The following is a 22,760-nucleotide window of genomic DNA, read 5'->3' on the forward strand; positions in this document are numbered from 1 at the left end:
CACCAGACTTGTCCGCGCCGTCCGCCGGCGCCGATGGGACCAAGCCGCCGGCATGCGCCACACGAAACCGGCCATCTGCCACAGCGCCGTAGAGCGATGGCCGGCAGCACGACAAACCCGAGATCTGTGAAGGGCCGGCTGGTGGACAGGGGTGGATTCGAACCACCGTACGCTTGCGCGGGCAGATTTACAGTCTGCTGCCTTTAACCACTCGGCCACCTGTCCACCCTGGTGCCGGGAACGCGGGATATCCCGCTGATGTGCGGTCCTGCATCGCAAGACCCCGGCCGAGTGCGCGCCCAATGGCGAAGCCGCGCTTGCCTGTCAATGGTGCCGCTGGCACAGGAGCGCCCCATGGCAAAAGGTGGATCGAAGAAATCGCTGCGCGGACGCGCCGGACGCATGCAGGGCGGCCGCGGCTCGGGACGCGCGACGCACGGGAACGTGCGGCTGTGGGGCCGCCATGCCGTCGAGGCGGCGCTGATGAACCCGGCGCGCCAGCATCGCAAGCTCTGGGCGACGCGCGAAGGCGTGGCCTCGCTGGGCGGCGAACTGCCGGCCGACTTTCCAGTCGAATATGCCGATGTCGCCGACCTCGCCCGCCTGGTTGCGCGCGATGCGCCGCACCAGGGGCTCGTGCTCGAATGCGAGCCGCTCGGCGATATTCACCTCGAGGACGTCCTTTCCGGAGACCCCTCGCGGCCGATCGTGGTGCTCGACCAGGTCACCGATCCGCACAATGTGGGGGCCATCATGCGTTCGGCAGTCGCTTTCGGCTCGGCAGCCATGGTGACGCAGGACCGCCATGCGCCCCCGGAGGGAGGCGTTCTCGGCAAGGCTGCTTCCGGTGCGCTCGAGACACTGCCGTGGGTGCGGGTGGTGAACCTCGCCCGCGCGCTCGAGCAGATCGCCGAAGCGGGCTATTGGCGAATCGGGCTGGCGGGCGAGGCCGAACTGGATTTCGCCGCGGCCCTGCCGTCCGGCCCTCTGGCAATCGTTCTCGGCGCCGAGGGCGAAGGTTTGCGGCACAACATTGCGGCCCACTGCGATGCGCTGGCCAGACTTCCCATGTCGGGCGAAATCGAAAGCCTCAACGTCTCGAACGCCGCCGCCATTGCGCTCTATGCCGCGGCGATGCGCCAAGCCTAACCGCAGACGGCCGAAGGGCCGCCCCGCCGGCGCGGAACGGCCCTTGGAAGAATCAATCCGGCGCGAGCCGCACCGGCTTTAGTTCACAGCGTCTTTCAAGCCCTTGCCCGCCTTGAACTTGGGCTGGGTCGAAGCCTTGATGGTCATCGGTTCGCCGGTCCTCGGATTGCGGCCGGTAGAGGCCTTGCGCTTGGCGCACGAGAACGTACCGAATCCGACCAGACGCACTTCGTCTCCCTTGGACAGCGCGCCGGTGATGGTGTCGAAAACCCCTTCGACAGCCTTCGTTGCATCGTTGCGCGAGAGTCCGCTCGCTTCTGCGACGGCACCGATCAGTTCGTTCTTGTTCATTGTCCGAGTTTCCCCCTCATCCATGGCGTGTTCGGGACCGGCGTAAATACGCCGCGCGATGGGGCGGGACTTGAGCGCCTTTTCCCCGGCCTGTCAAAGCGAAAGCCCCGGACTACCGTCCAATTGACCCAATTCGGCGCAATGCAAGGCCGCGTTAACCGTGATTGCCGCGAAGGATGGCCTCAGGCGAGGGTATCCCACGCCTCGAGGCCCGCCGATTCGCTGCGGCGCAGCATGCGATAGAACAGACCTAGTGAGCCACAGCGGCTCCGCCGGCGGCCGGTTGCGCCGTCAGCGGTTGGCTGGCGAGGTCGTCGGCTTCGGTCCAGTCGATCGGAGCGGTCGGGGAGGTCAGCGCATGTTCGAGCGCCTTGTCGACATGGCCCACAGGAATGATCTGCAGTCCCTCCTTCACGTTGTCGGGAATTTCGGCGAGATCCTTGAGGTTCTCTTCGGGTATCAGCACGGTCTTTATGCCGCCGCGGAGCGCCGCCAGCAGCTTTTCCTTGAGCCCGCCGATCGCCAGCACCCGGCCCCGCAAGGTCACCTCGCCGGTCATCGCGACATCCGGCCTTACGGGGATGCCGGTCAGCGTCGAGACGATCGAGGTCACCATGCCGATGCCTGCGCTCGGACCGTCCTTGGGCACCGCGCCTTCAGGCAAGTGAATGTGGATGTTCTTGCGCTGGAAGATGCTCGGCTTGATGCCGTAAGCCGGTGCCCTCGCCTTTACGAAGCTGAACGCTGCGGAGATGCTTTCGGTCATGACATCGCCCAGCTTGCCGGTCGTCTTGATCTCGCCCTTGCCGGGGGTGGTGACGCTTTCGATGGTCAGCAATTCGCCGCCGACCTCGGTCCAGGCAAGGCCCGTCACTGCGCCGACCTGCGCTTCGTCCTCGCTCATGCCATGCTTGAACTTGCGCACCCCGGCGAAGTCGCCGAGGTTTTCCGGCGTAATGGTCACGCTCGTCGCGTCGCCTTCCAGGATTTTCCGCAACGACTTGCGCGCCAGTCGCGCGATCTCGCGCTCCAGCGTGCGCACGCCCGCTTCACGGGTGTAGTAACGGATCAGGTCGCGCAGGCCGGCCTCGGTCAGCTCGAACTCACCGTCCTTGAGCCCGTGGGCTTCGACCTGCTTGGCGATGAGGTGGCGCTGGGCGATCTCGACCTTCTCGTCTTCGGTGTACCCCTCCAGCCGAATGATCTCCATGCGATCGAGAAGCGGCTGCGGCAGATTAAGGCTGTTCGCCGTGGTGACGAACATGATGTCCGACAGGTCGATATCGAGTTCGAGGTAATGATCCTGGAACTTCGAGTTCTGCTCCGGATCGAGCACTTCGAGCAGCGCCGAGGCCGGATCGCCGCGGAAATCCTGCCCGAGCTTGTCGATTTCATCGAGCAGGAACAGCGGATTGCTGGTTCCGGCGCGGCGCAGGTTGGTGACGATCTTGCCAGGTAGCGAGCCGATGTAGGTGCGGCGGTGGCCACGAATCTCGGCTTCGTCGCGCACGCCGCCGAGCGACTGGCGCACGAATTCGCGGCCCGTCGCACGGGCGATCGACTTGCCGAGGCTGGTCTTGCCGACGCCGGGGGGGCCGACGAGACAGAGAATGGGCCCCTTGAGCTTGTTGGTGCGCGCCTGGACCGCGAGGTATTCGATGATCCGGTCCTTGACCTTGTCGAGCGCGTAATGATCCTCGTTGAGGATTTCCTCGGCTTTCCTGATGTCCTTCTTGAGCCGGCTCTTCTTGCCCCATGGCAGGCCCAGCAGGACATCCAAGTAATTGCGGATGACGGTTGCCTCGGCGCTCATCGGCTGCATCGACTTGAGCTTCTTGAGCTCGCTTTCGGCCTTGGCCTTGGCTTCCTTCGACAGCTTGAGGGTATCGACCTTGGCCTGCAGTTCGGCGATCTCGTCACCGTCTTCGCCGTCGCCCCCGCCCAGCTCGCTCTGTATCGCCTTGAGCTGCTCGTTAAGGTAGTATTCGCGCTGGGTCTTCTCCATCTGCCGCTTCACCCGGCCGCGGATCTTGCGCTCGACCTGGAGCACGGAAAGTTCGCCCTCCATGACCGAGTAGACCATTTCGAGGCGCTTGAGCGGATCGGTCTCGGTAAGCAGCGCCTGCTTGGTCGCTACCTTGGCGGTCAGGGCGCCGGCAATCGCGTCTGCGAGCTGGCCGGCGTCCTCGATCTGGCCCAGTTCGCTCTCGACTTCCTCGGGCAGCTTCTTGTTGTGCTTGGCGTAATCGCCGAATTGCTCGAGCGCGCTGCGCATCAGGGCGACGACCTGGTTGCCCGAGGCCGCCTCTTGCTCGATTTCCTCGGTCGTTGCCTCGACGTAGCCGTCACGCTCCTCCACGCCTTCGAGGCGAGCGCGTGTGGTGCCTTCGACCAACACGCGAACCGTGCCGTCGGGCAGCTTGAGCATTTGCAGGACTTGGGCGACCACGCCGACGTCGTAGAGATCTTCGCGCTGTGGGTCGTCGCAGTGCGGGTCGAGCTGCGAAAGCAGCAGGATGTCCTTGTCGCCGGCCATGGCCGCTTCAAGGGCTTCGACCGATTTCTCGCGGCCGACGAACAAGGGCACGACCTGACCGGGAAACACGACCACGTCGCGCAAGGGAAGGAGGGGGAACTTCGACATCTATAATCCTGACTCAATCGGTTCGGTGCGCCGTCAGCGGCGCAAGGTGTTGCCGGCAATATGGGAAGCGGGCGCGGCCCCTGCAATGTGTCTCGTCGCGAAGCTGTGGACGGTGCAAGGTGTCGGCCATCGCGTTTTCCGACGGCTGTTTCCTGCTCCCACCTGTGGTAAATGCCGCCCATGGAGGAACGGCGCGACGAACGACATGGCCTGATCGTCAACGGACGCTATCGCACGGGCACAGGCATGCCGATGGATATCGTCCTGCACGACCTTTCGAAAAGCGGCTGCCAGATACACGACCGCCTCGGACGTCTGGACATGGGCCAATTCCTGACCATCCGCATCGGGCCGATCGGTCCGATCGACGCTCACGTACGGTGGCTCAGGGGTCGCATGGCGGGTATCGAATTCGACAACCCGCTCAACGACGCCGTTCTCGAACATCTGCGGACGATAGCCGAGCCAGCCCCGACCGCGGCCGAGGACCAAGAAGACGAACCGCCCCAGCCGAGTGAGCCGCAGCTGAACGAGCTACCGCTGTCGGACCGCGAGCGCGCCTTCTGCAAGGCGCTGGGCGCGATCGAGATCGACGCGGCTCACCGAGAAGTCCTGATCGGGCTCGACCGAGCGGAAAGCGAATGGCTCCTGGCCTGGCGCGGCGAGCGAATTGACCAGCGCCGCGCACGGCCGACTTATCACGCGGATATCTACCTCGCCGAGCAACTCGAGGAAAAGCACGAGTTGCTGCGCCGCAGCCGGCACGCGTTCTGACGCATCCTGCGGCGCGTCAGCCCATTCCGGGAAAGTTGAAGCCCGGTGGCAGCGGCAGACCCGACTGGACCTTCTGCATTTCGGCGTTCGACGCCTGGTCCGCCTTGGCCCGCGCGTCATTGAACGCTGCAGCCACCAAATCCTCGAGCATCTGCTTGTCGTCCGGCACGATCAGGCTGTCGTCGATCGAGACCGAAAGAATTCGGCCCTTCGCGCTGGCGCGTATTTTGACCAGACCGCCGCCGGACGTGCCTTCGACCTCGATTGAATCGAGGCGGACTTGTGCATCGTTCATCTGCTTCTGAATGTTCTCGGCTGCCTGCTGGGCGGCCTTCATCATTTCTTCCATGTCCATCGGATCGTACCTCTGCCGGGCTCTCAGGCCCTCTTGCTCCAGTTGCGGCTTGCGCCGTTTGCCTCGGGTTCTTCGACCAGTTCGGCGCCGGGAAAGGCGGCGAATGCGGCGTCGACCAGGGGATTGCTGCGTATACGCGCCCGTGCGTTCGCCTGTTCCGTCTCGGCCCACTCGCGCAGCGTAGGGGCGCCCTCGCCTGCTCCGCGCTCGACCAGCCAGCGCTCACCGGTCGCCCTGAGCAATGCCTCGCGCAGATCGGGCGCAGGGTCGCCCGACAGGCCCGGCGCCAACGCGAAGACCAACCGTCCGGGCGCGAGTTCGATCACTCGCACCCAGTCACGCATCGTCTGGGCGACCCGGAGGGCACCGCTGGCCTCCACACGCTCGACCAGCTTTTGCCATTCCCCGCTCGACACGGGAGCGGCATCGGCTTGCCCGCGAACCTCAGACGGCGGCGCCGCGACGCCGTTCTCGGCCATTTCCTCGAGCTTGCGAACCAGCGCCCCCGGGTCGGGCAGAGACGCGGCATGCAGCACCCGTAGCAGGGCCATCTGCGCCGCCACCAGCGGATCCGGGGCGTTGCGGACCTCGCCGTAGCCCTTGAGCAGGAGCTGCCACAGCCGGTGGAGCTGCCCCGCCGGCAGAGCGTCGGCCCAGCGCTCCAGCGCCGCGGCTTCGTCGGGCGTCGCCGCATCGGCAGCGCCCTTGGCGACTTGAAGCACGGTGATGCGGTGGGCAAGATCCATCATTCCGCGCATAATCGCCAGCGGTTCGACGCCGAGGGCGTATTGCTGCCCGACCCCCTCGATCAGGACCTGCGGATCGCCTTCGAGCATCGCCGTGAACAGTCGGCGCAGCGCGGCCCGGTCGGACAGGCCAAGCATGTCGCGCACGCGCTCTGCAGTGATTCTCCCGCCGCCCTCGAGATCGGCATGCGCGATCGCCTGGTCGAGGATCGAGAGCCCGTCGCGGGCCGAGCCCTCGGCCGCGTTGGCAATCATAGTGAGCGCCTCATCGTCGGCTTCGACGCCCTCGGCGCGGCAGACCATTGCATAGTGTTGCTGCAGCAGTTCGGTCGGGATGCGCCGCAAGTCGAAGCGCTGACAGCGGCTGAGCACAGTGACCGGGAGCTTGTCCACCTCAGTCGTGGCGAAGAGGAACTTCACGTGCGCCGGCGGTTCTTCGAGCGTCTTGAGCAGCGCATTGAAGGCGTTGCGCGTCAGCATGTGGACTTCGTCGATGATGTAGATCTTGTAGCGCGCAGAGACCGCGGCGTAGCGGACGGCCTCGATGATCTCGCGCACGTCGTCGACGCCGGTATGGCTGGCGGCATCCATCTCAATGACGTCGATGTGCCGGCCCTCGGCGATCGCCAAGCATGGCTCGCATACCCCGCACGGGTCGATCGTCGGGCCGCCCTGCCCGTCCGGCCCGACGCAATTGAGCGCTTTGGCGATGAGCCGCGCGGTCGAGGTCTTGCCGACGCCGCGCACCCCGGTCATCAGAAAGGCATGAGCAAGACGGTCGCGGCTGATGGCGTTGGCCAGTGTCTGGACCATCGCGTCCTGCCCGATGAGCTCGGAGAAAGTCTGCGGACGGTATTTCCGCGCCAGGACACGGTAGGGCTGACTCGCCGCCGCGGGCGCTGCGGCCGCTGGCGCGGCGACCTGCGGTTCTGCGGCCGAAGACGCGGGTTCGGCAAACATCGCCGACTGGCCGGCAGCCTCCAGCTCCGCGGCAGAGGGCGTTTCAACCTCCTCGCCGGCCGGCGGCGCGTCTTCGCCGAACAGATTTTCGGAATCACCCATAGGCCGCAAGGTAGGCACTCGTGAGCCGGATGTCATGGCAACAATGTCGGGGAAAAAGGAGCCGGGCGACCCGCTGCAATCTACCTGGGCTGCTTCCTTCCGGACCTGACCCGGTGAGCAAACGCGAACGCCCGCCCGACTCCCGGGCCGGCATATGGCTCCGGGTTCGCGGATTTGCAAGCTCAGCGAAAGTTGTCGGCGTAGGCCTGAAGCTTGAGTTTCTTGGGCGGTACGGAATGGACGATGGCGGAAATCCCGTGTTTGGCGGCATAGGCCTGCGCCGCTTCGCAACTCGCGAACTTGAGCTGGACCTGTTGCTGGGTATCGCCGCTGCCGGCCCAGCCCATCAGCGGATCGGGCTTCTTGGCCTCCGCCGGGACGAAATCGAGGACCCACTGATCGGTGAGCGCCTTGCCCGACTGCATCGCGTTCTTCGGGCGCTTGTAGATGCGTGCCTGCATAATGGCGGGGCTCTAATTCAGGATCGGGTTCGTGAAAAGGCGTTCTTGGTCTTCAGGCTCGGCTTTTCTGTCCACGGCGCCTCGGGCCAGCGGTGTTTCTGGTAGCGACCCTTCATGTCCTTGACGACGTCCTTCCAGCTGCCGCGCCAGAAGCCCGGCAAGTCGCGGGTGGCCTGAATCGGCCGGCCGGCAGGGCTCGTCAACCTAAGCAGCAGCGGCGTGTCGCCGACCATCGGGTGGCTGTCGAGCCCGAACAGCGCCTGCACGCGGACCTCGACGGCCGGTGCGTCGGCACCGGCGTAGTCGATGGCATGTGTCGTCTCGGCGGGCGTCGTGAACTTGCGCGGGGCGAGCCGGTCGAGCCGCTGGCGGCTTTCCCAGTCGATCTGCGATAGCACCGCCTCCGCGACGGCTCCCGCGGGGATATCGAGATCGCGGCGCCCCGCCACAAGCGGCGCGAGCCAGAGGTCGGCGGTCTCCGCCAGGCGCGGGGGCGCCAGTTCGGCGATCCCGGCATAGCGGGCACGGGCCAGCAGCGCGGCGGGAAGAATATCCTCGTGGTTCTCGACAGCTTTTTCCACAAGGAGCGCGGTGACCGCCGCTTCATCGGGTGCCGGATCGGGGCCGGTTGCGAGCGCGATCGCACCGAGGCGCCGTTCGAGCCGCGCTTCAACCCGCTCGCCCGTCCAACGCAGGACGCTGCGGCGCTCGATACGCTCGCCGAGCCATCGTTCCACCGAAGCAGCGGACAGCGGCAATGCAGCGGTTACGCGTGCGCCCTTGGCCAGGCCCTGCGCATCGCCGACGGCGATCCAGTCCTCGCGTGCCAGCGGCGATGTCGGGTCGAGCGTGTAGCCGCGGCCGCCCGCCGAGATCCAGTTTTCGCCTTTGTCATCGCGGCGCCGGGCGAGATTGTCAGGCAAGGCTAAGGCTAGCAGAACGCCCGGCTCGGGCGCATCGCGGCGGCCCCCTGCAACAAGCTTCTCCGCGCGCTGCGCCCAGCCCTGCGCCAGCTTGCGCGAAGCCTCGGCGCGCGGCGAACGGTCGGCGTCCCAACGATCGCGCCGCTGCGCAAGGTCCTCGCCCCGGCCGCCGAGGCCGCGTTCCTGCAGGAGCAGCGCGATCTTTGCCGCGTCGAGCGCCATTCCGTAATCGGCCCCGTGCAGCAACATTGCCGCTTGCCACGGCGCCATCGGCAGTGCGGCGATGTCCCGCCCGCGTGGAGTGATCCGTCCCTCGTCATCGAGCGCGCCGAGCGCCTTCAGGCGGCCGCCGGCCGCTTCGAGCGCTGGGGCCGGTGGCGGGTCGAGCCACGGTAGCGAGGCCGGGTCGGCCACACCCCATTGCGCCAGCGCCAGCAGCAGCGGCGTGAGGTCGCTCGTGAGCATTTCCGGCGGATCGAACTGCGCACGTCCGGCGTGCGCGGCTTCTTCCCACAACCGGTAGGCCACGCCGGGCCCCTGCCGCGCGGCGCGCCCGGCGCGCTGCGCCGCGGCTGCCTGGCTGGCGCGGTGAGTGACGAGATGAGTGACTCCGGCGGCAAGGTCGAACTCGGCCCGCCGCGAGAGCCCGGCATCGACCACCACCGAAACCCCGTCGAGCGTGATCGAGGTCTCGGCGATCGCGGTGGCGAGGACGATGCGGCGTTTGCCTTCGGGATTGCGGCGGATCGCGGCGCGTTGGTCGGAAGGCTGGATCTGGCCGTGGAGCGGCAGGACGGGAACGCCCGGCAGGCGCGCGACGAGCCGTTCGCGGGTGCGCTCAACCTCGCCGACCCCGGGCAAGAAGGCGAGTATGTCGCCTTGCTCGTCGCGCCACGCCTGCAGGACCGCGCTCGCCACTGCCTCGTCCGTGCGCAGTTCGGGTTGGTTGCCGAGCCACTCGAGGCGCAGGGGGTGCGCCGTCCCCTCACTCTCGATCACCGCCGCGCGTTCGCCGAGCAAGCGGGCGAAGCGCGCGCCGTCGATCGTGGCCGACATGATCAGCACGCGCAGGTCGGGCCGCAAAACAGCCTGACTCTCGAGCGCGAGAGCGAGCCCCAGATCGCTGTCGAGATGCCGCTCATGCGCCTCGTCGAACAACACCGCCGAAACGTCCGAAAGCTCCTGGTCGCCAAGGATGCGCGAGACGAAAATCGCTTCGGTCATGACCAGCACGCGCGTCTTCGCCGACTGCCTGCTGTCGAGCCGGGTGAGATAGCCGATGGTTTCCCCCGGTTTCTCGCCGAGCAGTTCGGCCATGCGCTCGGCGGCAGCGCGGGCTGCGACCCGGCGCGGACTGGTGAGGATGATCTTCCCGGTGCACCACGGCTCGCCAAGCAAGCCGGGGGCGACCGCCGTGGTTTTCCCCGCACCGGGAGGCGCGACGAGCACCGCTCCGTTCGAGTCGCGCAGTGCAGCGAACAGATCCGGGAGGACGGCGTCGATCGGCAGGTCGGCGTTCATCGGGTGCGGCTCGCCAGAGCGGCAGCGGTGCCCGCTGGCCCAGCCACAGCAGGGCGCCTCGCAGAAATTTGTATGATCCGGCGGAGACAAGTCATGCTAAGCCGGCTGCCACAACCGCACCCGTATAGGAAAGATGAAATGAGGAGCGCGAACAGCTGGGCGGCGGCGGTCTACGGGCTGTTACCTGCCCTCGATGTCGGCTTCGATCGCCTCGGTCTGCGGGCGCAATCTCTTGGCCAAGGGCGTCGCGCTTATACCGTGCGCCAGAACCGACGAAACGACCAGCAAGCTTACCACCGGCCAGAGCCAGGTCAGGCCCGTCTCCCGGACTGCAAGCAGGCAGTAGTAGATCGCGCTGACCCCGATGGGGCCGAACCATCCACTGAACATCTGTTCCTTGCGGGAAAGCCGGCGGTTGAAGGCCTTGAACAGCATCCACCAGGGAAGGCGGCGCAAGACCAGGATCAGCAGCGCCAGCGCCCAGAGCTGCCAGCCGAATTTCGTCCATTCGGCCCACGGCAGCAAGGTGCCGAATAGAAGGAAGACGGGCAGGTCGAAGAAGCGCGAAATCGCTCCCTGCATGCGCTGCTGATGGGTCTCCAGCGGGTCTGTCAGACGGTTGAACGTGATGCCGGCGGCGAAGGCGGCGAGAATGCCGTCGCTATCGAACAGCTTGACCGCCGCGAGCACGGTCAGCGCCAGCGCCACGCCGATTGTCAACATCGACTGGTGTTCCGCATCGGGTTTCTTCTTCGCCCAGACGAAGATGCGCCCCGCCACATGGCCCGCAATCGCGCCGAAGACTACCGCGCCGACGATTCCCTTGAGCAGGACCTGCACGAGCCAGTCGCCGATCGCTGCCGGGGCGCTTGTCTGGCTCAGCAAAACGATGGGAAGCATGACAAAGAGCAGGCCCAGCCCGTCGTTGGCGCCGCTCTCCGCAGCAACCATGTCGCGCAGCTCCGCGCGCACGGAATCCTCCGCCGTCTTGCCTTCGAGTATCGCATAGGAAACCACCGGATCGGTGGGAGCGACGATGGCGCCGAGGAGCAGCGCGGGGAAAATCCCGATCGGCAGAAGGAGCAGCGCAAGGGTAGAGCCCGTCAGCCACATAAGGGGCATGCCTAGGCCCAGAACCATCGCCAGATTGCGCCACCTCGATTCGATCCAATCGCAGGGCAGGCGCAAGGCCACTCCCATCACCGCAATGCCGAGCGTAACGCGCGAGACCTCACGCAGGAGCGCAAGGTCGTCGCCCGAATAAGCAAAGTCACCGAAGATCCACGCCAGTGCCAGCCCGATCGCCGCACCGACCGCCGTGCAGATCGTCGCGTCCGATAACCACAGCCGGTTGGTGATGTGGCCGGCAAGGAGGCTGAGCATCAGAACGGTGAAACCCGCGGCCAAGATGGCGAGGTTAAGCGCTATGAGACATCTCGGCCGGCACGCTGCCGGGCGCCGGTTCCCTTAGATGCGCCTCGCCGTTCCAGAGGGGTAACCCGGGCCTCGCGGAATTTGTGATTTCTCGTTGGAGCGATCCGGCCTGGTAATGCTGTCGCCATATCGGGAAAAACGACAAGCCCCTTTGACCGTTCCTGAGCAGATTTCGAGCGTTCGCGTGCATCGCGATGGCCCGGCAGCTGCCCCTTTCCGGTGAGCTAATATCCCCGGCTGACCGCGAACTGTGCCGCTTCGACCATCGCCTGCCGCGCCGCACAGTCGGGGAAGATCGACAGGGCGTCGCAGGCGCGCTGGGCGAAATGGCGAGCGCGTTCGCGGGTCGTCGCGACTGCATCGTGCTTGCGGATCAAGCCCACAGCCCGGACCAGGTCCTCGTCCTCGGTCCGGAAGCCGGCGATCGCTTCTTCCCAGAACTTGCGTTCCTCGGCATTGCCGCGGGCATAGGCGAGGATCGCCGGGAGCGTCATCTTGCCCTCGCGGAAATCGTCGCCCTGGTCCTTGCCCATGTCGGCACTGGCGCTGTCGTAGTCGATAGCGTCATCGACCAGCTGGAAGGCGATGCCGAGGTTGCGGCCGTAATCGTCGAGCGCCCGCTCTTCGGCCTCGCTGCGCTCTGCCACCACCGCGGCGATGCGGCTGGCGGCGGCGAACAAGGCCGCGGTCTTGGCGCCGATGATGTGCAGATAGCGTTCTTCGCTGGTTTCGATGCGGCGCTGCGCGGTCAGCTGGTCAACCTCGCCCTGGGCGATAATCGCGCTCGCGCCGCTGAGAATCTTGAGCACCTTGAGGCTGCCGTCCTCGACCATCAGCTCGAAGGCGCGGCTGAACAGAAAGTCGCCAACCAGAACCGTCGCAGGGTTGCCGAACACGATGTTGGCCGCGCTCTTGCCGCGGCGCTGCTCACTGCCGTCGACCACGTCGTCGTGCAGCAGGGTCGCCGTGTGGATGAACTCGACCGCCGCGGCGAGCTTGTGATGGCGCGTACCATTGTAGCCCACCAACTCGGCCCCGGCGAGCGTCAGCATCGGCCGCATGCGCTTGCCGCCGCCCGAAATGAGGTGCCCGGCGAGCGCCGGAATGAGCGGGATTTCGCTCTGCATCCGGTCGAGGATGATAGCGTTGACCGAGTTCATCGCGGTTGCCGTAAGCGAGAGGATCGGCGACAGGCTGGGCTGCCTGTCATCGCGTCGGGCGGGCAAGGGAATGACATCGGCGCTCATCGCCGCGGCGATGGAGGTTCTGCCCCGTCTTGGCAAGCGGCGAATCCGTGCTAGGCAGCCTGCGACATGCCCGGAAACCCCCATTCGCAGCGCCAGGATCCGGTCCTGGCCGTCTATCGCAAGAGCATCGACAATATCGATGCCGCGCTGATCCACATGCTGGCGGAACGCTTTCGCATCACCCAGGCGGTTGGCGAGTACAAGGCCAAAGCCGGGCTCGAACCGAGTGACCCTGGCCGTGAGGCGCGGCAGATCGAGCGCCTGCGGGCGCTGGCGATCGATGCCGAGCTCGATCCCGAATTCAGCGAAAAATTCATCCGCTTCGTGATCGAAGAGGTCATCCGTCACCACCAGCAGGCGGCAGAGCGGTAACTTCGCGCCCTCCTCTCCCGGGAGGGCTAACCCGCTCAGTCGCGGCTCTTCCTGCGGAACTCCCTGCCACGATCGACCGACTTCGAGCGCCGTTCGCTGCGCTCGGAGCGGCGTTCCACGCGGCGGTTGTCGCGCGCACCGGCAACCGGAGCAGAGCGGCGCTGGTCCCGATAACTCTGACGGTCGTCGCGGTCGCGATGCTGGCGGTCCCAGTTCCCGTCGCGGCGATGGTCGCGGTCTCGCGAATAGTCGCGGTGACGCCCGTCGCGGTCGTTGTCGCGGTGATAGCCTTCCCAGTTGGGACGTCCGTCGCGGTGGTTGCCGCGGCGGCCTTCCCAGTAGCCGCGCTGCCGGTCGTTCCAGCGGTGCTTTCGGCCGTGGCGGTCGTACACATAGTAGCCGGTGCCTGGGTAGTAGTAGTCGTCATACCAGCCATAGTAGCCGTAGGGCGTGTAGCGGCTCGAATAGGGATAGTATCCGCCGCTGCCGTAGCCCACCGAGGCGTAAGTCCGGCCGTATCCGCCGTAAGAAGTGCAGGCGCCGAGCGCCGCAGTCGCCGCGATGAGGATCGCAGGGCGTATGAATCGTCGCAACATTTTCGTCTCTTCCCAAGTCTGTGTGCCCACATTTAAGCACGGCGCGATGGACTCGGGCTGAACTGTCTCGACAGGAAGGGCTCTGCCCGGCAGGTTACGCGGTGAGGAGAATGAGGATGAACGAAGGTCTTGTCGGGGGCTGCCTGTGCGGTGCGATCCGGTACCGCATCAAGGGCGAGCCGATGTGGGTCAGCCAGTGCTGCTGCAGGGACTGCCAGAAGGCGACCGGCACCGGGCACACGACCATCATCGGCATGCACAAGGACCAGCTCGACATGGAAGGCGAGCCTGCGACCTTCACCAACACCGGAGATACCGGCGGCAGCGTCACGCGGCATTTCTGCGGTACCTGTGGCGGGAGGCTCTACACGTCGGGCGACGCCCCTGGGGATCACATCATGGTCCAGGCCGGTTCGCTCGACGATCCGGGCCAGGTCAGCCCGGAAAACTGCATCTACGTGAAGGACCGGGTAAGCTGGGACATGCTCGACGAGAGCCTGCCGCATTTCCCCGGCCTACCGCCGCGCCCCGGCATTCTCGATTAGCGCGCGCTAGCCCACGCGGGGAAGGACCAGCTTGACCAGAAGGCCGCCGAGGTCTTCGCTCTCGCCGAGCTCTACGCTGCCGCCATAGATCTCCGCGACATCGCGGACGATGGCCAGACCGAGACCGGTGCCTGGCTTTTCGGTATCGAGCCGCGCCCCGCGCTGGAACAGCGCTTCGCGCTGCACCGCAGGAATGCCCGCTCCATCGTCCTCGACCCAGATCGCGCAGCCCTCCGAACCGGGCTCGGCATCGACCGTCACGAACACGCTGCCGCCGCCGTACTTGGCTGCGTTCTCGACCAGATTGCCGAGGATCTCGTCGAGGTCCTGGCGTTCGATCGCAACATCGGCGGTGCGCGAACCGTCGATGTCGAAGCGGACGTCGGGATAGAGGCGGGCGACGGCGCGCTCGACCGCATCGGCGCTGGCCATGACGTTTGTTCGGGCCAGGCCCACCGCCCGGCGGCCGACGGCCCGAGCGCGGGCGAGGTGATGGTCGACCTGACGGCGCATCGTCGCGGCTTCGCGCAGCACGGTCGTGTCGAGGTCGGGCGAATGCGCCGAGGCGGCATTGGTCAGCACCGTCAAGGGCGTCTTCAGCGCGTGGGCGAGATTGCCCGCGTGGCGCCGCGCCTCCTCGGCCTGTTTCTCGGAATGTTCGAGCAGCGCGTTCAATTCCTCGACCATCGGCTGCACTTCCAAGGGCAGCGGGTCGGTCACGCGGTTGCGCCCGGTCGTGCGAATGCGGACGATGGCCCGGCGCACGCGGCGCAGCGGACTGAGGCCATACCAGGTCTGCAGGCCGGCCATCAGGAACAGGCCGATGCCAAGCACCGCAAACGACCAGGCGAGGATCGAACGGATGCTGACGATCTGCTCGTCCAGCTCCTGGCGTTGCTCGGCGACGACGAAATGCCACCGCGTGTCGCTACCCGGGATGCGGATCGTGCGTTCGACCACGCGCAGCGGTTCGTCGGCAAACTGGAAGCTGTCGTAGTAGTGCGGTTCGCGGTAATCCTTGTCGAGGTTCACCTCGAGCCGGCGATCCCACAGCGAGCGCGAGCGGTAATCCTCGTGACCCTTGCCGCTGATCTGGTAGTAGAACCCGCTGTTCGGTTCGAGGAAGCGCTGGTCGCCGAGGGGCCGGTTGAACCACACTTCGCCATCGACGAGCTCGGCCGCGCCAAGCATGCCGTTGAGGCTGTAATCGAGCTGGTCGTCGAACTGGCGTGTCACCAACGAAGTCAGCGTGCGATCGAGGGCGACGCCGCCGACCAGAAGCAGGATCGAAATCCAGCCCGCGGCGATCAGGATCATGCGGCGGGCGAGACTGCCGGTGTGAGGCTGGTTGGCTTCGCCGTCGGTCACGCCAGCGCCGTCCTCCGCGGCGGCGGGGGGATCGACGGCCGGCGGCGCGGGATGGTTACTCGCGCGGCGGTTCGTCGGGATCGTCGAGGCTGTAACCGAGGCCACGGATAGTTGTTATGACGTTGGCACCCAGCTTCTTGCGGATGCGGGTGACGAAGACCTCGATCGTGTTCGAATCGCGGTCGAAATCCTGATCGTAGATGTGCTCGATCAGCTCGGTGCGGCTGACCACCTTGCCCTTGTGGTGCATGAGATAGCTGAGCAGCTTGTATTCCTGCGCCGTCAGTTTGACCGGCTCGCCGGCGCGCGTGACGCGGCCGGAGCGGGTATCGAGCCGCACGTCGCCAGCGGTCAGTTCGGAGCTCGCGTTGCCCGAAGCGCGGCGGATCAAGGCGCGCAGCCGGGCGATTAGCTCTTCGGTCTGGAACGGCTTGGCGAGATAGTCGTCGGCCCCGGCATCGAGCCCGGCGACTTTGTCGGACCAGGAATTGCGCGCGGTCAGCACCAGGACGGGGAAGTTGCGCCCTTCCTTGCGCCACATGCCGAGCACCGTCAGCCCGTCGACCTCGGGCAGGCCCAAGTCCAGGATCACCGCGTCGTATTCCTCGGTGCTGCCGAGGAAATGGCCGTCTTCGCCGTCGGTCGAAAGATCGACCGCATAGCCGTTCTGCTCGAGAGTGTTCTTCAGCTGCTGGCCGAGGGTCGGTTCGTCCTCGACGATCAGGATCCTCATCGTGTCTGTACCCCTGCTGTCGCGGCTCGTAGTTGGGCCTTGTACATGAACGCGTCAACCGGCGCGCCGTTTCCATGCCCTATTCGCGGATGTGCAGAATACGGGCGTTGCGGGCGTCGACATCGACCCACACCATGCGCCCCTTCTTGTTGTCGATGAACTTGAGCCGATAGGCCCGCGCCACTTCGTCCCATTCGGGGGTCAAGTAATGCAGGTCGGGATTTCGCTTCTCGACCTGCGGCACGACGATGCGTTCGATCTGCCGCAGGGTGAGCACGTTGCCGGCGCGCATCTCCTCGCGCGCGCTGTCCTGGTCGCGACGCTGGTCGGCCGCCGCGGGTGCAGCAACCATTCCGGCCGCGAGCAGCGCTCCGGCGGCGAGGTTCAGGAGGGTGTTTCGCATCTTGCCCCCGTGCCTATGCGCCGCGCCTTGAACAACCTGTGAATGTCACCGCCGCTGGCCGTTCAGATCAGCGGGTCATCTCGAACTTGACGGTCAGGTTGACCTCGGTGGTCACCAGCCCCGGTTCGACCGGCGTTGTCTTCGCGTCGGCCGCCTGCAGGCGGGCCTCCGGCGCGAACGGACGCGGGCCGCCCGGCGCGACGCTCTCGTCGATTTCGAGCAGGCGCACGTCCGTATAGCCGGCCCACTTGGCGTATTGCGCCGCCTGCGAACGCGCCTTGTCGAACGCCGCCTTGCGCGCCTGGGCGCGCGGAGCGCTGTCGTCTTCGAGCGAGAAGTTCGGCCCGCCGATATCGGTCGCCCCGGCGGCGACCAGGGCATCGAGCACCTCGCCCGTCCTGGCGACATTGCGCAAGATGACGCTGACCCGGTTGGAAGCCTGGTACCCACGGAAGACCTGGCGCTGGCTCTGCTGGTCGTAGTCGTAGCGCGCGCCAAGGCTGATGCCGGTGGTCTGGATGTCGTCCGCCGCGATGCCGAGCGCCTTGATGCGCTTTACCACGTCGTCCATCGCAGCGGCGTTGCGCTGCATGGCCTCGACGGCGGTCTGCGCTTCGGTGGTCACGCCGGAGCTGACGGTGGCGATATCGGGCTTGGCCTTGATCGTCTCCGAGACGCTCAGTTCGACCACCGGGTTCTGCGCCGCAATCTGGATTTCGGCGGCAGCAGCGGGCGACGCCAGCGAAGCGGCGGCAATCAACGGCAGGGCAAAGCGATTCATATGGGTCTCCTTCGGCCGGCGATTGGCCTTGCCGGCATTACGCGCCGGTGAACCGGCTTGTTCCTCCCTGCGCCTGTCCCTAAGTGCGCGCGTCATGGCGGAACCCCCGATACTCTCCTGGGAAGGCCTCGGCCTGCAGCAAGGGAGCGGCTGGCTGTTCGGCGCGCCCGAGACCGGCGGTCTCGACCTGCACGTCGGCCCGCGCGACCGGCTGGCGCTGATCGGCCGCAACGGGGCCGGCAAGACCACGCTGCTGAACCTCGTCGCCGGGCGGATCGACGCCGACCGGGGCGAGCGCAAGATCAAACCCGGCACGCAAGTCGTGATCCTCGAACAGGAGCCCGACTTCGCCCCCTTCGCCACGCTGATGGATTTCGCTCTGGCGGGACCCGAAAACGGCGGCGGCGCGGCTCCGCAGGCCCACGAGGTCGAAGCCAATGCGGGACAGCTCGGCATCGACATGGCACGCCCCTCGGCGACCGCCAGTGGCGGCGAGAAGCGCCGTGCCGCGCTTGCCCGGGCGCTGGCGCAAGACCCCAACCTGCTGCTGCTCGACGAGCCGACCAATCACCTCGATCTCTCGGCGATAGAATGGCTCGAGGGCTGGCTGGATCGCTACAAGGGCGCCTTCATGGTCATCAGCCACGATCGCACCTTCCTGCGGCGCCTGACCCGATCGACGCTGTGGCTCGACCGCGGCAACCTGCGACGCAAGGACATCGGCTTCGGCGGCTACGAAGCGTGGGAAGAGCAGGTCTACGCCGAGGAGGCGCGGGCCGCAGAGAAGCTCGACGCCAAGCTCAAGCTCGAAGCGCACTGGCTCGAACGCGGCGTCACCGCACGGCGCAAGCGCAACATGGGCCGGCTGGAAAAGCTCCACCAGATGCGCGCCCAGCGCGCATCGATGCTCAGTCCGGCCGGGATCGCCAAGATGCAACTGGCGGCCGACCAGGAATTCAAGTCGAAGTCGGTCATCGTCGCCGAGAACGTCTGCAAGTCGTTCGGCGAGCGCCCGATCATCAAGAACTTCAGCCTGCGCATACAGCGCGGCGACCGCATCGGCATCGTCGGCGGCAACGGCGCGGGCAAGACCACGCTGCTCAAGCTGCTGACCGGGGAGCTCGAACCCGATTCGGGCGAAGTGACCCGTGCCCGCACGCTGACCGGGGTGACGATCGACCAGCAGCGCAGCCTGCTCACTCCGGAAAAGCGGGTTCGCGACGTGCTCGCCGATGGCGGCGACTGGATCGATGTGCGTGGGGTCCGCAAGCATGTTCAGGCCTATCTCAAGGACTTCCTGTTCGATCCCTCGCTGATCGACGCCCGGGTCGGCACGCTGTCGGGCGGCGAGCAGTCGCGGCTGCTGCTGGCGCGCGAGTTCGCCCGCACCTCGAGCCTGCTGGTGCTCGACGAGCCGACCAACGACCTCGACCTCGAGACGCTCGACCTGCTGCAGGAAATCATCGCCGATTACGACGGTACGGTATTGATCGTCAGCCACGACCGCGACTTCCTCGACCGCACGGTGACCATTACCCTCGGGCTCGACGGGAGCGGCCGAGTCGACATCGTCGCCGGAGGCTACGAAGACTGGCAGAAGCAGCGCCGCGAGCGCGATGCGGCGAAGGCCTCCCCCCGCGCCGAACGGAACCGGGACGCGGCACCGCCCCCTTCCTCCACCCCGGCGAAGAGCGCGAAACTCTCCTACAAGGACCAGCGCGACTACGACCTGCTGCCCAAGCGGATCGAGGAACTGGAAACCGCGATCGCCCGCGGAGAGGAAATCCTCTCCGATCCGACGCTCTACGCCAGCGATCCGCAAAAGTTCGCCACCATCACCAAGGGCCTCGAGAATGCCCGGGCCGAGAAGGACGCGGCGGAGGAGCGCTGGCTCGACCTGGCCGAGCGGGTCGAAGGCTAGCCGCGGCGGCCCCGACGGCATGGGCGCGATTGCCCGCCGCTAAACATGGACCGGGTGTTACAGGGTCCAGAGGCAAAAAAGACGCTCACGAAATGCGGTAAAAATCGGCCACCCGGTCGAGCGCAAGCCTGAGGACCAGCTTGCCGCTGCGCACTGGCCATTCGAGCGCACGTTCGGCCGCGGGCACGCTCTCGCCGGCGCAGGCGACGCGCCAGAGAATGTCTTCGAGCCCCTTGCCCGCCGCGGCGATGGCCCCGTCGAAGCGCTGGCGGGCGGCGATCTGTCTCTCGCTCGGGTTGAGGCCGCGCTGGCCCGTGCTGCGGATCCGCACCACGTCCCAACGCATCGTCACGCCGGGGGAAAGTCCCGCGCGCTCGTAATCGGCCCGCAGGCGTTCGCCGGCGATGAAAAGCCGATCGTCGAGATGGCCGCGGGCATAGAGCCAGGTGAGCGGAGATTCGGCCAGATTGACCGTGACACTGCGGCGACGCGGCGCCGCGCCGCCACGATGGCGGGGTCCTTCGGGGGTCAGTTCACGTTGGACCAGTCTTCTCGTCATGCGAATCTCCAGGCGGCAGGGGACTCCGCTCTTGACAAGCGCGGTTCATGTAGGAAAGTATAATAACCAATTAGGTTATTCCGTCCGAGAGGGAGCGTAGCCGTGATCAACCGCATCCGCGACGTCCGCAAGCAGAAGGGGATGACGCTGGCCGACGTGGCGGAAGCCTGCGATCCGCCGACCACGCCGCAGACCATCGGCCGGCTCGAAACCGGCATGCGCAACCTCTCGCTCGACTGGATGAACCGCATCGCCGCCGCGCTCGGGGTCGAGCCCGAGATGATCCTCAAGGGCCGCGACGCCGAGACGCCGCAAGTCGTCGCCCGGCTCACCGACGCCGGGGCGGAGGCGCTCCCTGCTCCTCGCGATGCGATCCTGCCGACCGAGCTCGACAGCGGCGCACCGCTGCTGTGCCTCGTCGTCGAGGCGAGCCAGGGCGAATACCGCAGCGGCGACCAGCTGTGGCTGCGCCAACTGCCGGTCGAAGACGCGAGCAGAGCCATCAACCGCGACGTGCTCGTCCCCCGCTCCGGCGGACGCTTCGCTTTCGGCCGCCTGATCGACCGACGGGGCACGCTGGTCGGCTTGCTCCCGCCGGGCGCGGGCCAGCGGCAGGTGGTGATCGACAACCCGGCCTGGCTTGCGGTCGCGGAAATGCTGGTTCGCAAGCTGTGAGGCGCTTGCTCTCGCTGGCGACGCTCTATCCCAACGCGCACAGTCCGCGCTTCGGCACCTTCGTCGCACGCAGCCTGGAGTCGCTGGCCGCGCGCGGCGACTGGTTGGTGACGGTGATCAATCCGATCGGCCTGCCGCCGCTGCTCTATGGCCACTACCGCGAGCTCGCGCTGGCGGCGACAAACGGCGAAACGAACCGGGTGGAGATATACCGCCCGACGTTCCGCCTGCTGCCCGGGCTCAGCGGCAATTGGAACGCCAGGCTGATCGCGCGCAAGATCCTGCCGCTTGCCCGCCACCTGCACCAGGCCGCACCCTTCGACCTTGTCGACGCGCAGTTCTTCTATCCCGACGGGCCGGCGGCGGCGCGCATCGCCGCCGATCTCGGGGTGCCGCTGGCCATCAAGGCGCGAGGCGCGGACATTTCGTATTGGGGCGGGCGGCGCTCACCGCTTCGCCAGATGCGCAAGGCGGCGCGGCGGGCCGACCGGCTGTTGGCGGTATCCGACGCATTGGCGAACGACATGGAGGCGCTCGGCTTCCCCGCCGAGAAGGTTCGCGTGCACTACACCGGGCTCGACCGCGACCTGTTTCGCCCGCTCGACCGCTTCGAATGCCGAGTGCGGCTGGCGGAGCATTTCGGCTTCGCCCTGCCCCCCGGCGCCCCGCTGCTCGCCTGCGTCGGCGCGCTGATCCCGCGCAAGGGGCAGGCGTTTGCGATCGAGGCGCTGCCGGCGTTCCCAGAAGCGCACCTGCTGCTCGTCGGCAAGGGACCCGACGAAGCAAGGCTGCGCGCGTTGGCGGACCGGCTCGGAGTGGCCGGCCGCGTGCATCTCCTCGGTTCGCTCGACCATACCCTGCTGCCGGTACTGCTCTCGGCAGCCGATGCCATGGTTCTCCCCTCGGCCAGCGAGGGCCTGGCCAACGCCTGGGTCGAGGCAGTGGCCTGCGGGTGTCCGCTGGTCACCACCGACGTCGGCGGCGCGCGCGAACTGGTGCGCAGCGAGGCCGCGGGGACGATCGTAGCGCGCGACGCCGGGGCGATCGCGACGGCCTTAAAAGCGCTGCTGGCTCACCCGCCCGATCGAGACGCAGTCGCCGCCACCGCCGAGCGCTTCAGCTGGCCGGCCCACGCCGAAGCGCTGGCCGGTCTTTATGAAGATATCGTCGAAACGTCCTAGGCGGACTGCGCATCGGCGACGGCTTCGCCGGGCACGAAGCTGTCGCCGGTGACCCCGAGCCAGATCAGGATCGGCGCGGCCATGTAGATCGACGAGTAGGTGCCGACGAAGATGCCGAGCGTAATCGCCGCGGTGAAGCCGAACAGGCTCGCCGGGCCCAGAAGCAGCAGCGAGGCAAGCACCAGCAGGAGCGTCAGCGAGGTCATCACCGTGCGCGCCAGCGTCTCGTTGACCGAAAGGTCGAGCAGCTCGGGCAGCGGCATCTTGCGGTACTTCTTCAGGTTCTCGCGGATGCGGTCGTAGACCACGATGGTGTCGTTGAGCGAATAACCGATGATCGTCAGGATCGCGGCGACGATCTTGAGGTCGAATTCGAGCTGGAACAGCGCGAACATGCCCAAAGTGAGACTGACGTCGTGGAACAGCGCGAACAGCGCGCCGACGCCGAATTGCCATTCGAAGCGCACCCAGATGTAGATCGAGATCGCCAGCATCGCGAGGCCAAGAGCCCACATCGCGGTGCTGAACAGCTCGCCCGAGACCTTGCCCGAAACGGCAGAGAGGTCGTCGATCCGTGCGCCGGGGAAGTTGTTGGTGATCGTGTTGGTGACCTGGCTGGTCATCGCATCGGAGGCCTTGGGATCCTCCTGCACTTCGGGCGGAAGCCGGAAGCGGATGTTGACCGACTTGGGCCCGTCGGCGTTCTGGATTACCGGCTCCCCGTAACCGAGCGAGCCGACCTTCTGGCGAAGCTCCGCAATGGGTGCATCGCCAGCGCCGGTGAAGGTTACCTGGACCTGCTGTCCGCCCACGAAGTCGACCCCGAGGTTGAGGCCGCGGGTAAAAACCAGCGTCAGACTGGCGGCGATCAGGACCATGCTGATCACGTAGAACGGCACCCGCCAGCGCAGGAAGTGGATGTTGGTGTTGTCGGGAATCAGCTTGATCAGGCGCATAGC

Annotated in this window: 22 protein-coding genes, 1 tRNA gene and 1 other RNA gene; 7 read left to right on the forward strand and 17 right to left on the reverse strand. The window is 66.6% G+C overall.

Annotation, left to right across the window (positions count from 1 at the left end):
* Positions 1–139: 139 nt before the first annotated feature.
* Positions 140–225: transfer RNA gene (locus Q7I88_RS13330), tRNA-Tyr, on the reverse strand.
* A gap of 129 nt (positions 226–354) precedes the next feature.
* Between Q7I88_RS13330 and Q7I88_RS13335 the strand changes: the two genes are divergently transcribed.
* Positions 355–1,149 carry a TrmH family RNA methyltransferase gene (locus Q7I88_RS13335; protein WP_305096400.1) on the forward strand — a complete coding sequence of 265 codons (795 nt, stop codon included), beginning with the start codon at positions 355–357 and terminating at the stop codon, positions 1,147–1,149.
* A gap of 78 nt (positions 1,150–1,227) precedes the next feature.
* Here the strand turns inward: Q7I88_RS13335 and Q7I88_RS13340 are convergent, their stop codons facing one another.
* A complete protein-coding gene (locus Q7I88_RS13340) occupies positions 1,228–1,500 on the reverse strand; it encodes an HU family DNA-binding protein (RefSeq protein ID WP_159792146.1) in 273 nt (90 codons plus the stop codon).
* 250 nt (positions 1,501–1,750) lie between these two features.
* Positions 1,751–4,144, reverse strand: a complete 2,394-nt coding sequence (gene lon / locus Q7I88_RS13345) for an endopeptidase La (protein WP_305096401.1) — start codon at positions 4,142–4,144, stop codon at positions 1,751–1,753.
* A gap of 180 nt (positions 4,145–4,324) precedes the next feature.
* Between lon and Q7I88_RS13350 the strand changes: the two genes are divergently transcribed.
* Positions 4,325–4,918: a PilZ domain-containing protein gene (locus Q7I88_RS13350; protein ID WP_305096402.1), complete on the forward strand. Its 594-nt coding sequence runs from the start codon at positions 4,325–4,327 to the stop codon at positions 4,916–4,918.
* Between the two features lie 16 nt (positions 4,919–4,934).
* Here Q7I88_RS13350 and Q7I88_RS13355 read toward each other — a convergent pair whose 3' ends face one another.
* From Q7I88_RS13355 to Q7I88_RS13385, 7 genes are all read right to left on the reverse strand, one after another.
* Positions 4,935–5,273 (reverse strand): YbaB/EbfC family nucleoid-associated protein, encoded by a 339-nt coding sequence (locus tag Q7I88_RS13355; protein ID WP_305096403.1) that lies wholly within the window; start codon positions 5,271–5,273, stop codon positions 4,935–4,937.
* A gap of 23 nt (positions 5,274–5,296) precedes the next feature.
* Positions 5,297–7,081, reverse strand: coding sequence for a DNA polymerase III subunit gamma/tau (locus Q7I88_RS13360; RefSeq protein WP_305096404.1), 1,785 nt, complete (start codon positions 7,079–7,081; stop codon positions 5,297–5,299).
* Positions 7,082–7,132: 51 nt separating this feature from the next.
* An RNA gene (gene ffs, locus Q7I88_RS13365) (signal recognition particle sRNA small type) lies at positions 7,133–7,227 on the reverse strand.
* A 36-nt stretch (positions 7,228–7,263) separates the two neighbouring features.
* On the reverse strand, positions 7,264–7,542 hold the full coding sequence (locus tag Q7I88_RS13370; RefSeq protein ID WP_305096405.1) for an ETC complex I subunit: 279 nt from the start codon (positions 7,540–7,542) through the stop codon (positions 7,264–7,266).
* Positions 7,543–7,559: 17 nt separating this feature from the next.
* Positions 7,560–9,986 carry an ATP-dependent helicase HrpB gene (gene hrpB, locus Q7I88_RS13375; RefSeq protein WP_305096406.1) on the reverse strand — a complete coding sequence of 809 codons (2,427 nt, stop codon included), beginning with the start codon at positions 9,984–9,986 and terminating at the stop codon, positions 7,560–7,562.
* Positions 9,987–10,166: 180 nt separating this feature from the next.
* A complete protein-coding gene (locus Q7I88_RS13380; protein WP_305096407.1) occupies positions 10,167–11,393 on the reverse strand; it encodes a cation:proton antiporter domain-containing protein in 1,227 nt (408 codons plus the stop codon).
* Positions 11,394–11,644: 251 nt separating this feature from the next.
* The gene (locus tag Q7I88_RS13385) at positions 11,645–12,667 is read right to left on the reverse strand and encodes a polyprenyl synthetase family protein (protein WP_305096408.1); all 1,023 of its coding nucleotides are present in this window, start codon (positions 12,665–12,667) and stop codon (positions 11,645–11,647) included.
* A gap of 66 nt (positions 12,668–12,733) precedes the next feature.
* Between Q7I88_RS13385 and Q7I88_RS13390 the strand changes: the two genes are divergently transcribed.
* The gene (locus Q7I88_RS13390) at positions 12,734–13,039 is read left to right on the forward strand and encodes a chorismate mutase (RefSeq protein WP_305096409.1); all 306 of its coding nucleotides are present in this window, start codon (positions 12,734–12,736) and stop codon (positions 13,037–13,039) included.
* Between the two features lie 35 nt (positions 13,040–13,074).
* On the opposite strand, the gene Q7I88_RS13395 is transcribed toward Q7I88_RS13390, so the two are convergent.
* Positions 13,075–13,635 (reverse strand): peptidase, encoded by a 561-nt coding sequence (locus Q7I88_RS13395; protein WP_305096410.1) that lies wholly within the window; start codon positions 13,633–13,635, stop codon positions 13,075–13,077.
* Between the two features lie 116 nt (positions 13,636–13,751).
* Between Q7I88_RS13395 and Q7I88_RS13400 the strand changes: the two genes are divergently transcribed.
* Positions 13,752–14,180, forward strand: coding sequence for a GFA family protein (locus Q7I88_RS13400; RefSeq protein WP_305096411.1), 429 nt, complete (start codon positions 13,752–13,754; stop codon positions 14,178–14,180).
* 6 nt (positions 14,181–14,186) lie between these two features.
* On the opposite strand, the gene Q7I88_RS13405 is transcribed toward Q7I88_RS13400, so the two are convergent.
* The 4 genes from Q7I88_RS13405 to Q7I88_RS13420 all read right to left on the reverse strand — a co-directional run bounded on the left by Q7I88_RS13405 (position 14,187) and on the right by Q7I88_RS13420 (position 17,465).
* Positions 14,187–15,653 carry a sensor histidine kinase gene (locus Q7I88_RS13405; RefSeq protein WP_439648344.1) on the reverse strand — a complete coding sequence of 489 codons (1,467 nt, stop codon included), beginning with the start codon at positions 15,651–15,653 and terminating at the stop codon, positions 14,187–14,189.
* Positions 15,604–16,281, reverse strand: a complete 678-nt coding sequence (locus tag Q7I88_RS13410; RefSeq protein WP_305096412.1) for a response regulator transcription factor — start codon at positions 16,279–16,281, stop codon at positions 15,604–15,606. The genes Q7I88_RS13405 and Q7I88_RS13410 overlap by 50 nt, the downstream gene beginning before the upstream one ends.
* Before the next feature lie 79 nt (positions 16,282–16,360).
* Positions 16,361–16,684, reverse strand: coding sequence for a hypothetical protein (locus tag Q7I88_RS13415; RefSeq protein WP_305096413.1), 324 nt, complete (start codon positions 16,682–16,684; stop codon positions 16,361–16,363).
* Positions 16,685–16,751: 67 nt separating this feature from the next.
* Entirely contained in the window at positions 16,752–17,465 is a 714-nt protein-coding gene (locus Q7I88_RS13420; RefSeq protein WP_305096414.1) for an SIMPL domain-containing protein, read from the reverse strand.
* Between the two features lie 94 nt (positions 17,466–17,559).
* Here Q7I88_RS13420 and Q7I88_RS13425 point away from each other — a divergent pair, with 94 nt between their 5' ends.
* A complete protein-coding gene (locus tag Q7I88_RS13425) occupies positions 17,560–19,386 on the forward strand; it encodes an ABC-F family ATP-binding cassette domain-containing protein (RefSeq protein ID WP_305096415.1) in 1,827 nt (608 codons plus the stop codon).
* 85 nt (positions 19,387–19,471) lie between these two features.
* Here Q7I88_RS13425 and Q7I88_RS13430 read toward each other — a convergent pair whose 3' ends face one another.
* Entirely contained in the window at positions 19,472–19,945 is a 474-nt protein-coding gene (locus Q7I88_RS13430) for a DUF6456 domain-containing protein (RefSeq protein ID WP_305096416.1), read from the reverse strand.
* A 102-nt stretch (positions 19,946–20,047) separates the two neighbouring features.
* On the opposite strand from Q7I88_RS13430, the gene Q7I88_RS13435 reads away from it, so the two are divergent.
* Positions 20,048–20,620, forward strand: a complete 573-nt coding sequence (locus Q7I88_RS13435) for a helix-turn-helix domain-containing protein (protein ID WP_305096417.1) — start codon at positions 20,048–20,050, stop codon at positions 20,618–20,620.
* Complete coding sequence (locus Q7I88_RS13440) at positions 20,617–21,801, forward strand: glycosyltransferase (protein WP_305096418.1); 1,185 nt, start codon at positions 20,617–20,619, stop codon at positions 21,799–21,801. The genes Q7I88_RS13435 and Q7I88_RS13440 overlap by 4 nt, the downstream gene beginning before the upstream one ends.
* Here Q7I88_RS13440 and secF read toward each other — a convergent pair.
* Entirely contained in the window at positions 21,798–22,757 is a 960-nt protein-coding gene (gene secF, locus Q7I88_RS13445) for a protein translocase subunit SecF (RefSeq protein WP_305096419.1), read from the reverse strand. The two genes, Q7I88_RS13440 and secF, sit on opposite strands and share 4 nt — an antisense overlap.
* Between the last annotated feature and the right edge of the window lie 3 nt (positions 22,758–22,760).

It is taken from the genome of Croceibacterium aestuarii (assembly GCF_030657335.1).
Lineage (GTDB): Bacteria > Pseudomonadota > Alphaproteobacteria > Sphingomonadales > Sphingomonadaceae > Croceibacterium_B > Croceibacterium_B aestuarii.

Bases quoted from the DNA above. Each gene is read 5' to 3' on its own strand.
- Q7I88_RS13340 (WP_159792146.1), bottom strand. From the start codon at position 1,500: ATGAACAAGAACGAACTGATCGGTGCCGTCGCAGAAGCGAGCGGACTC.
- Q7I88_RS13350 (WP_305096402.1), top strand. From the start codon at position 4,325: ATGGAGGAACGGCGCGACGAACGACATGGCCTGATCGTCAACGGACGC.
- secF (WP_305096419.1), bottom strand. From the start codon at position 22,757: ATGCGCCTGATCAAGCTGATTCCCGACAACACCAACATCCACTTCCTG.
- Q7I88_RS13430 (WP_305096416.1), bottom strand. From the start codon at position 19,945: ATGACGAGAAGACTGGTCCAACGTGAACTGACCCCCGAAGGACCCCGC.
- Q7I88_RS13355 (WP_305096403.1), bottom strand. From the start codon at position 5,273: ATGGACATGGAAGAAATGATGAAGGCCGCCCAGCAGGCAGCCGAGAAC.
- Q7I88_RS13420 (WP_305096414.1), bottom strand. From the start codon at position 17,465: ATGAATCGCTTTGCCCTGCCGTTGATTGCCGCCGCTTCGCTGGCGTCG.
- Q7I88_RS13335 (WP_305096400.1), top strand. From the start codon at position 355: ATGGCAAAAGGTGGATCGAAGAAATCGCTGCGCGGACGCGCCGGACGC.
- Q7I88_RS13425 (WP_305096415.1), top strand. From the start codon at position 17,560: ATGGCGGAACCCCCGATACTCTCCTGGGAAGGCCTCGGCCTGCAGCAA.
- Q7I88_RS13370 (WP_305096405.1), bottom strand. From the start codon at position 7,542: ATGCAGGCACGCATCTACAAGCGCCCGAAGAACGCGATGCAGTCGGGC.
- Q7I88_RS13395 (WP_305096410.1), bottom strand. From the start codon at position 13,635: ATGTTGCGACGATTCATACGCCCTGCGATCCTCATCGCGGCGACTGCG.
- Q7I88_RS13390 (WP_305096409.1), top strand. From the start codon at position 12,734: ATGCCCGGAAACCCCCATTCGCAGCGCCAGGATCCGGTCCTGGCCGTC.
- Q7I88_RS13415 (WP_305096413.1), bottom strand. From the start codon at position 16,684: ATGCGAAACACCCTCCTGAACCTCGCCGCCGGAGCGCTGCTCGCGGCC.
- Q7I88_RS13360 (WP_305096404.1), bottom strand. From the start codon at position 7,081: ATGGGTGATTCCGAAAATCTGTTCGGCGAAGACGCGCCGCCGGCCGGC.
- hrpB (WP_305096406.1), bottom strand. From the start codon at position 9,986: ATGAACGCCGACCTGCCGATCGACGCCGTCCTCCCGGATCTGTTCGCT.
- Q7I88_RS13385 (WP_305096408.1), bottom strand. From the start codon at position 12,667: ATGAGCGCCGATGTCATTCCCTTGCCCGCCCGACGCGATGACAGGCAG.
- Q7I88_RS13400 (WP_305096411.1), top strand. From the start codon at position 13,752: ATGAACGAAGGTCTTGTCGGGGGCTGCCTGTGCGGTGCGATCCGGTAC.
- lon (WP_305096401.1), bottom strand. From the start codon at position 4,144: ATGTCGAAGTTCCCCCTCCTTCCCTTGCGCGACGTGGTCGTGTTTCCC.
- Q7I88_RS13410 (WP_305096412.1), bottom strand. From the start codon at position 16,281: ATGAGGATCCTGATCGTCGAGGACGAACCGACCCTCGGCCAGCAGCTG.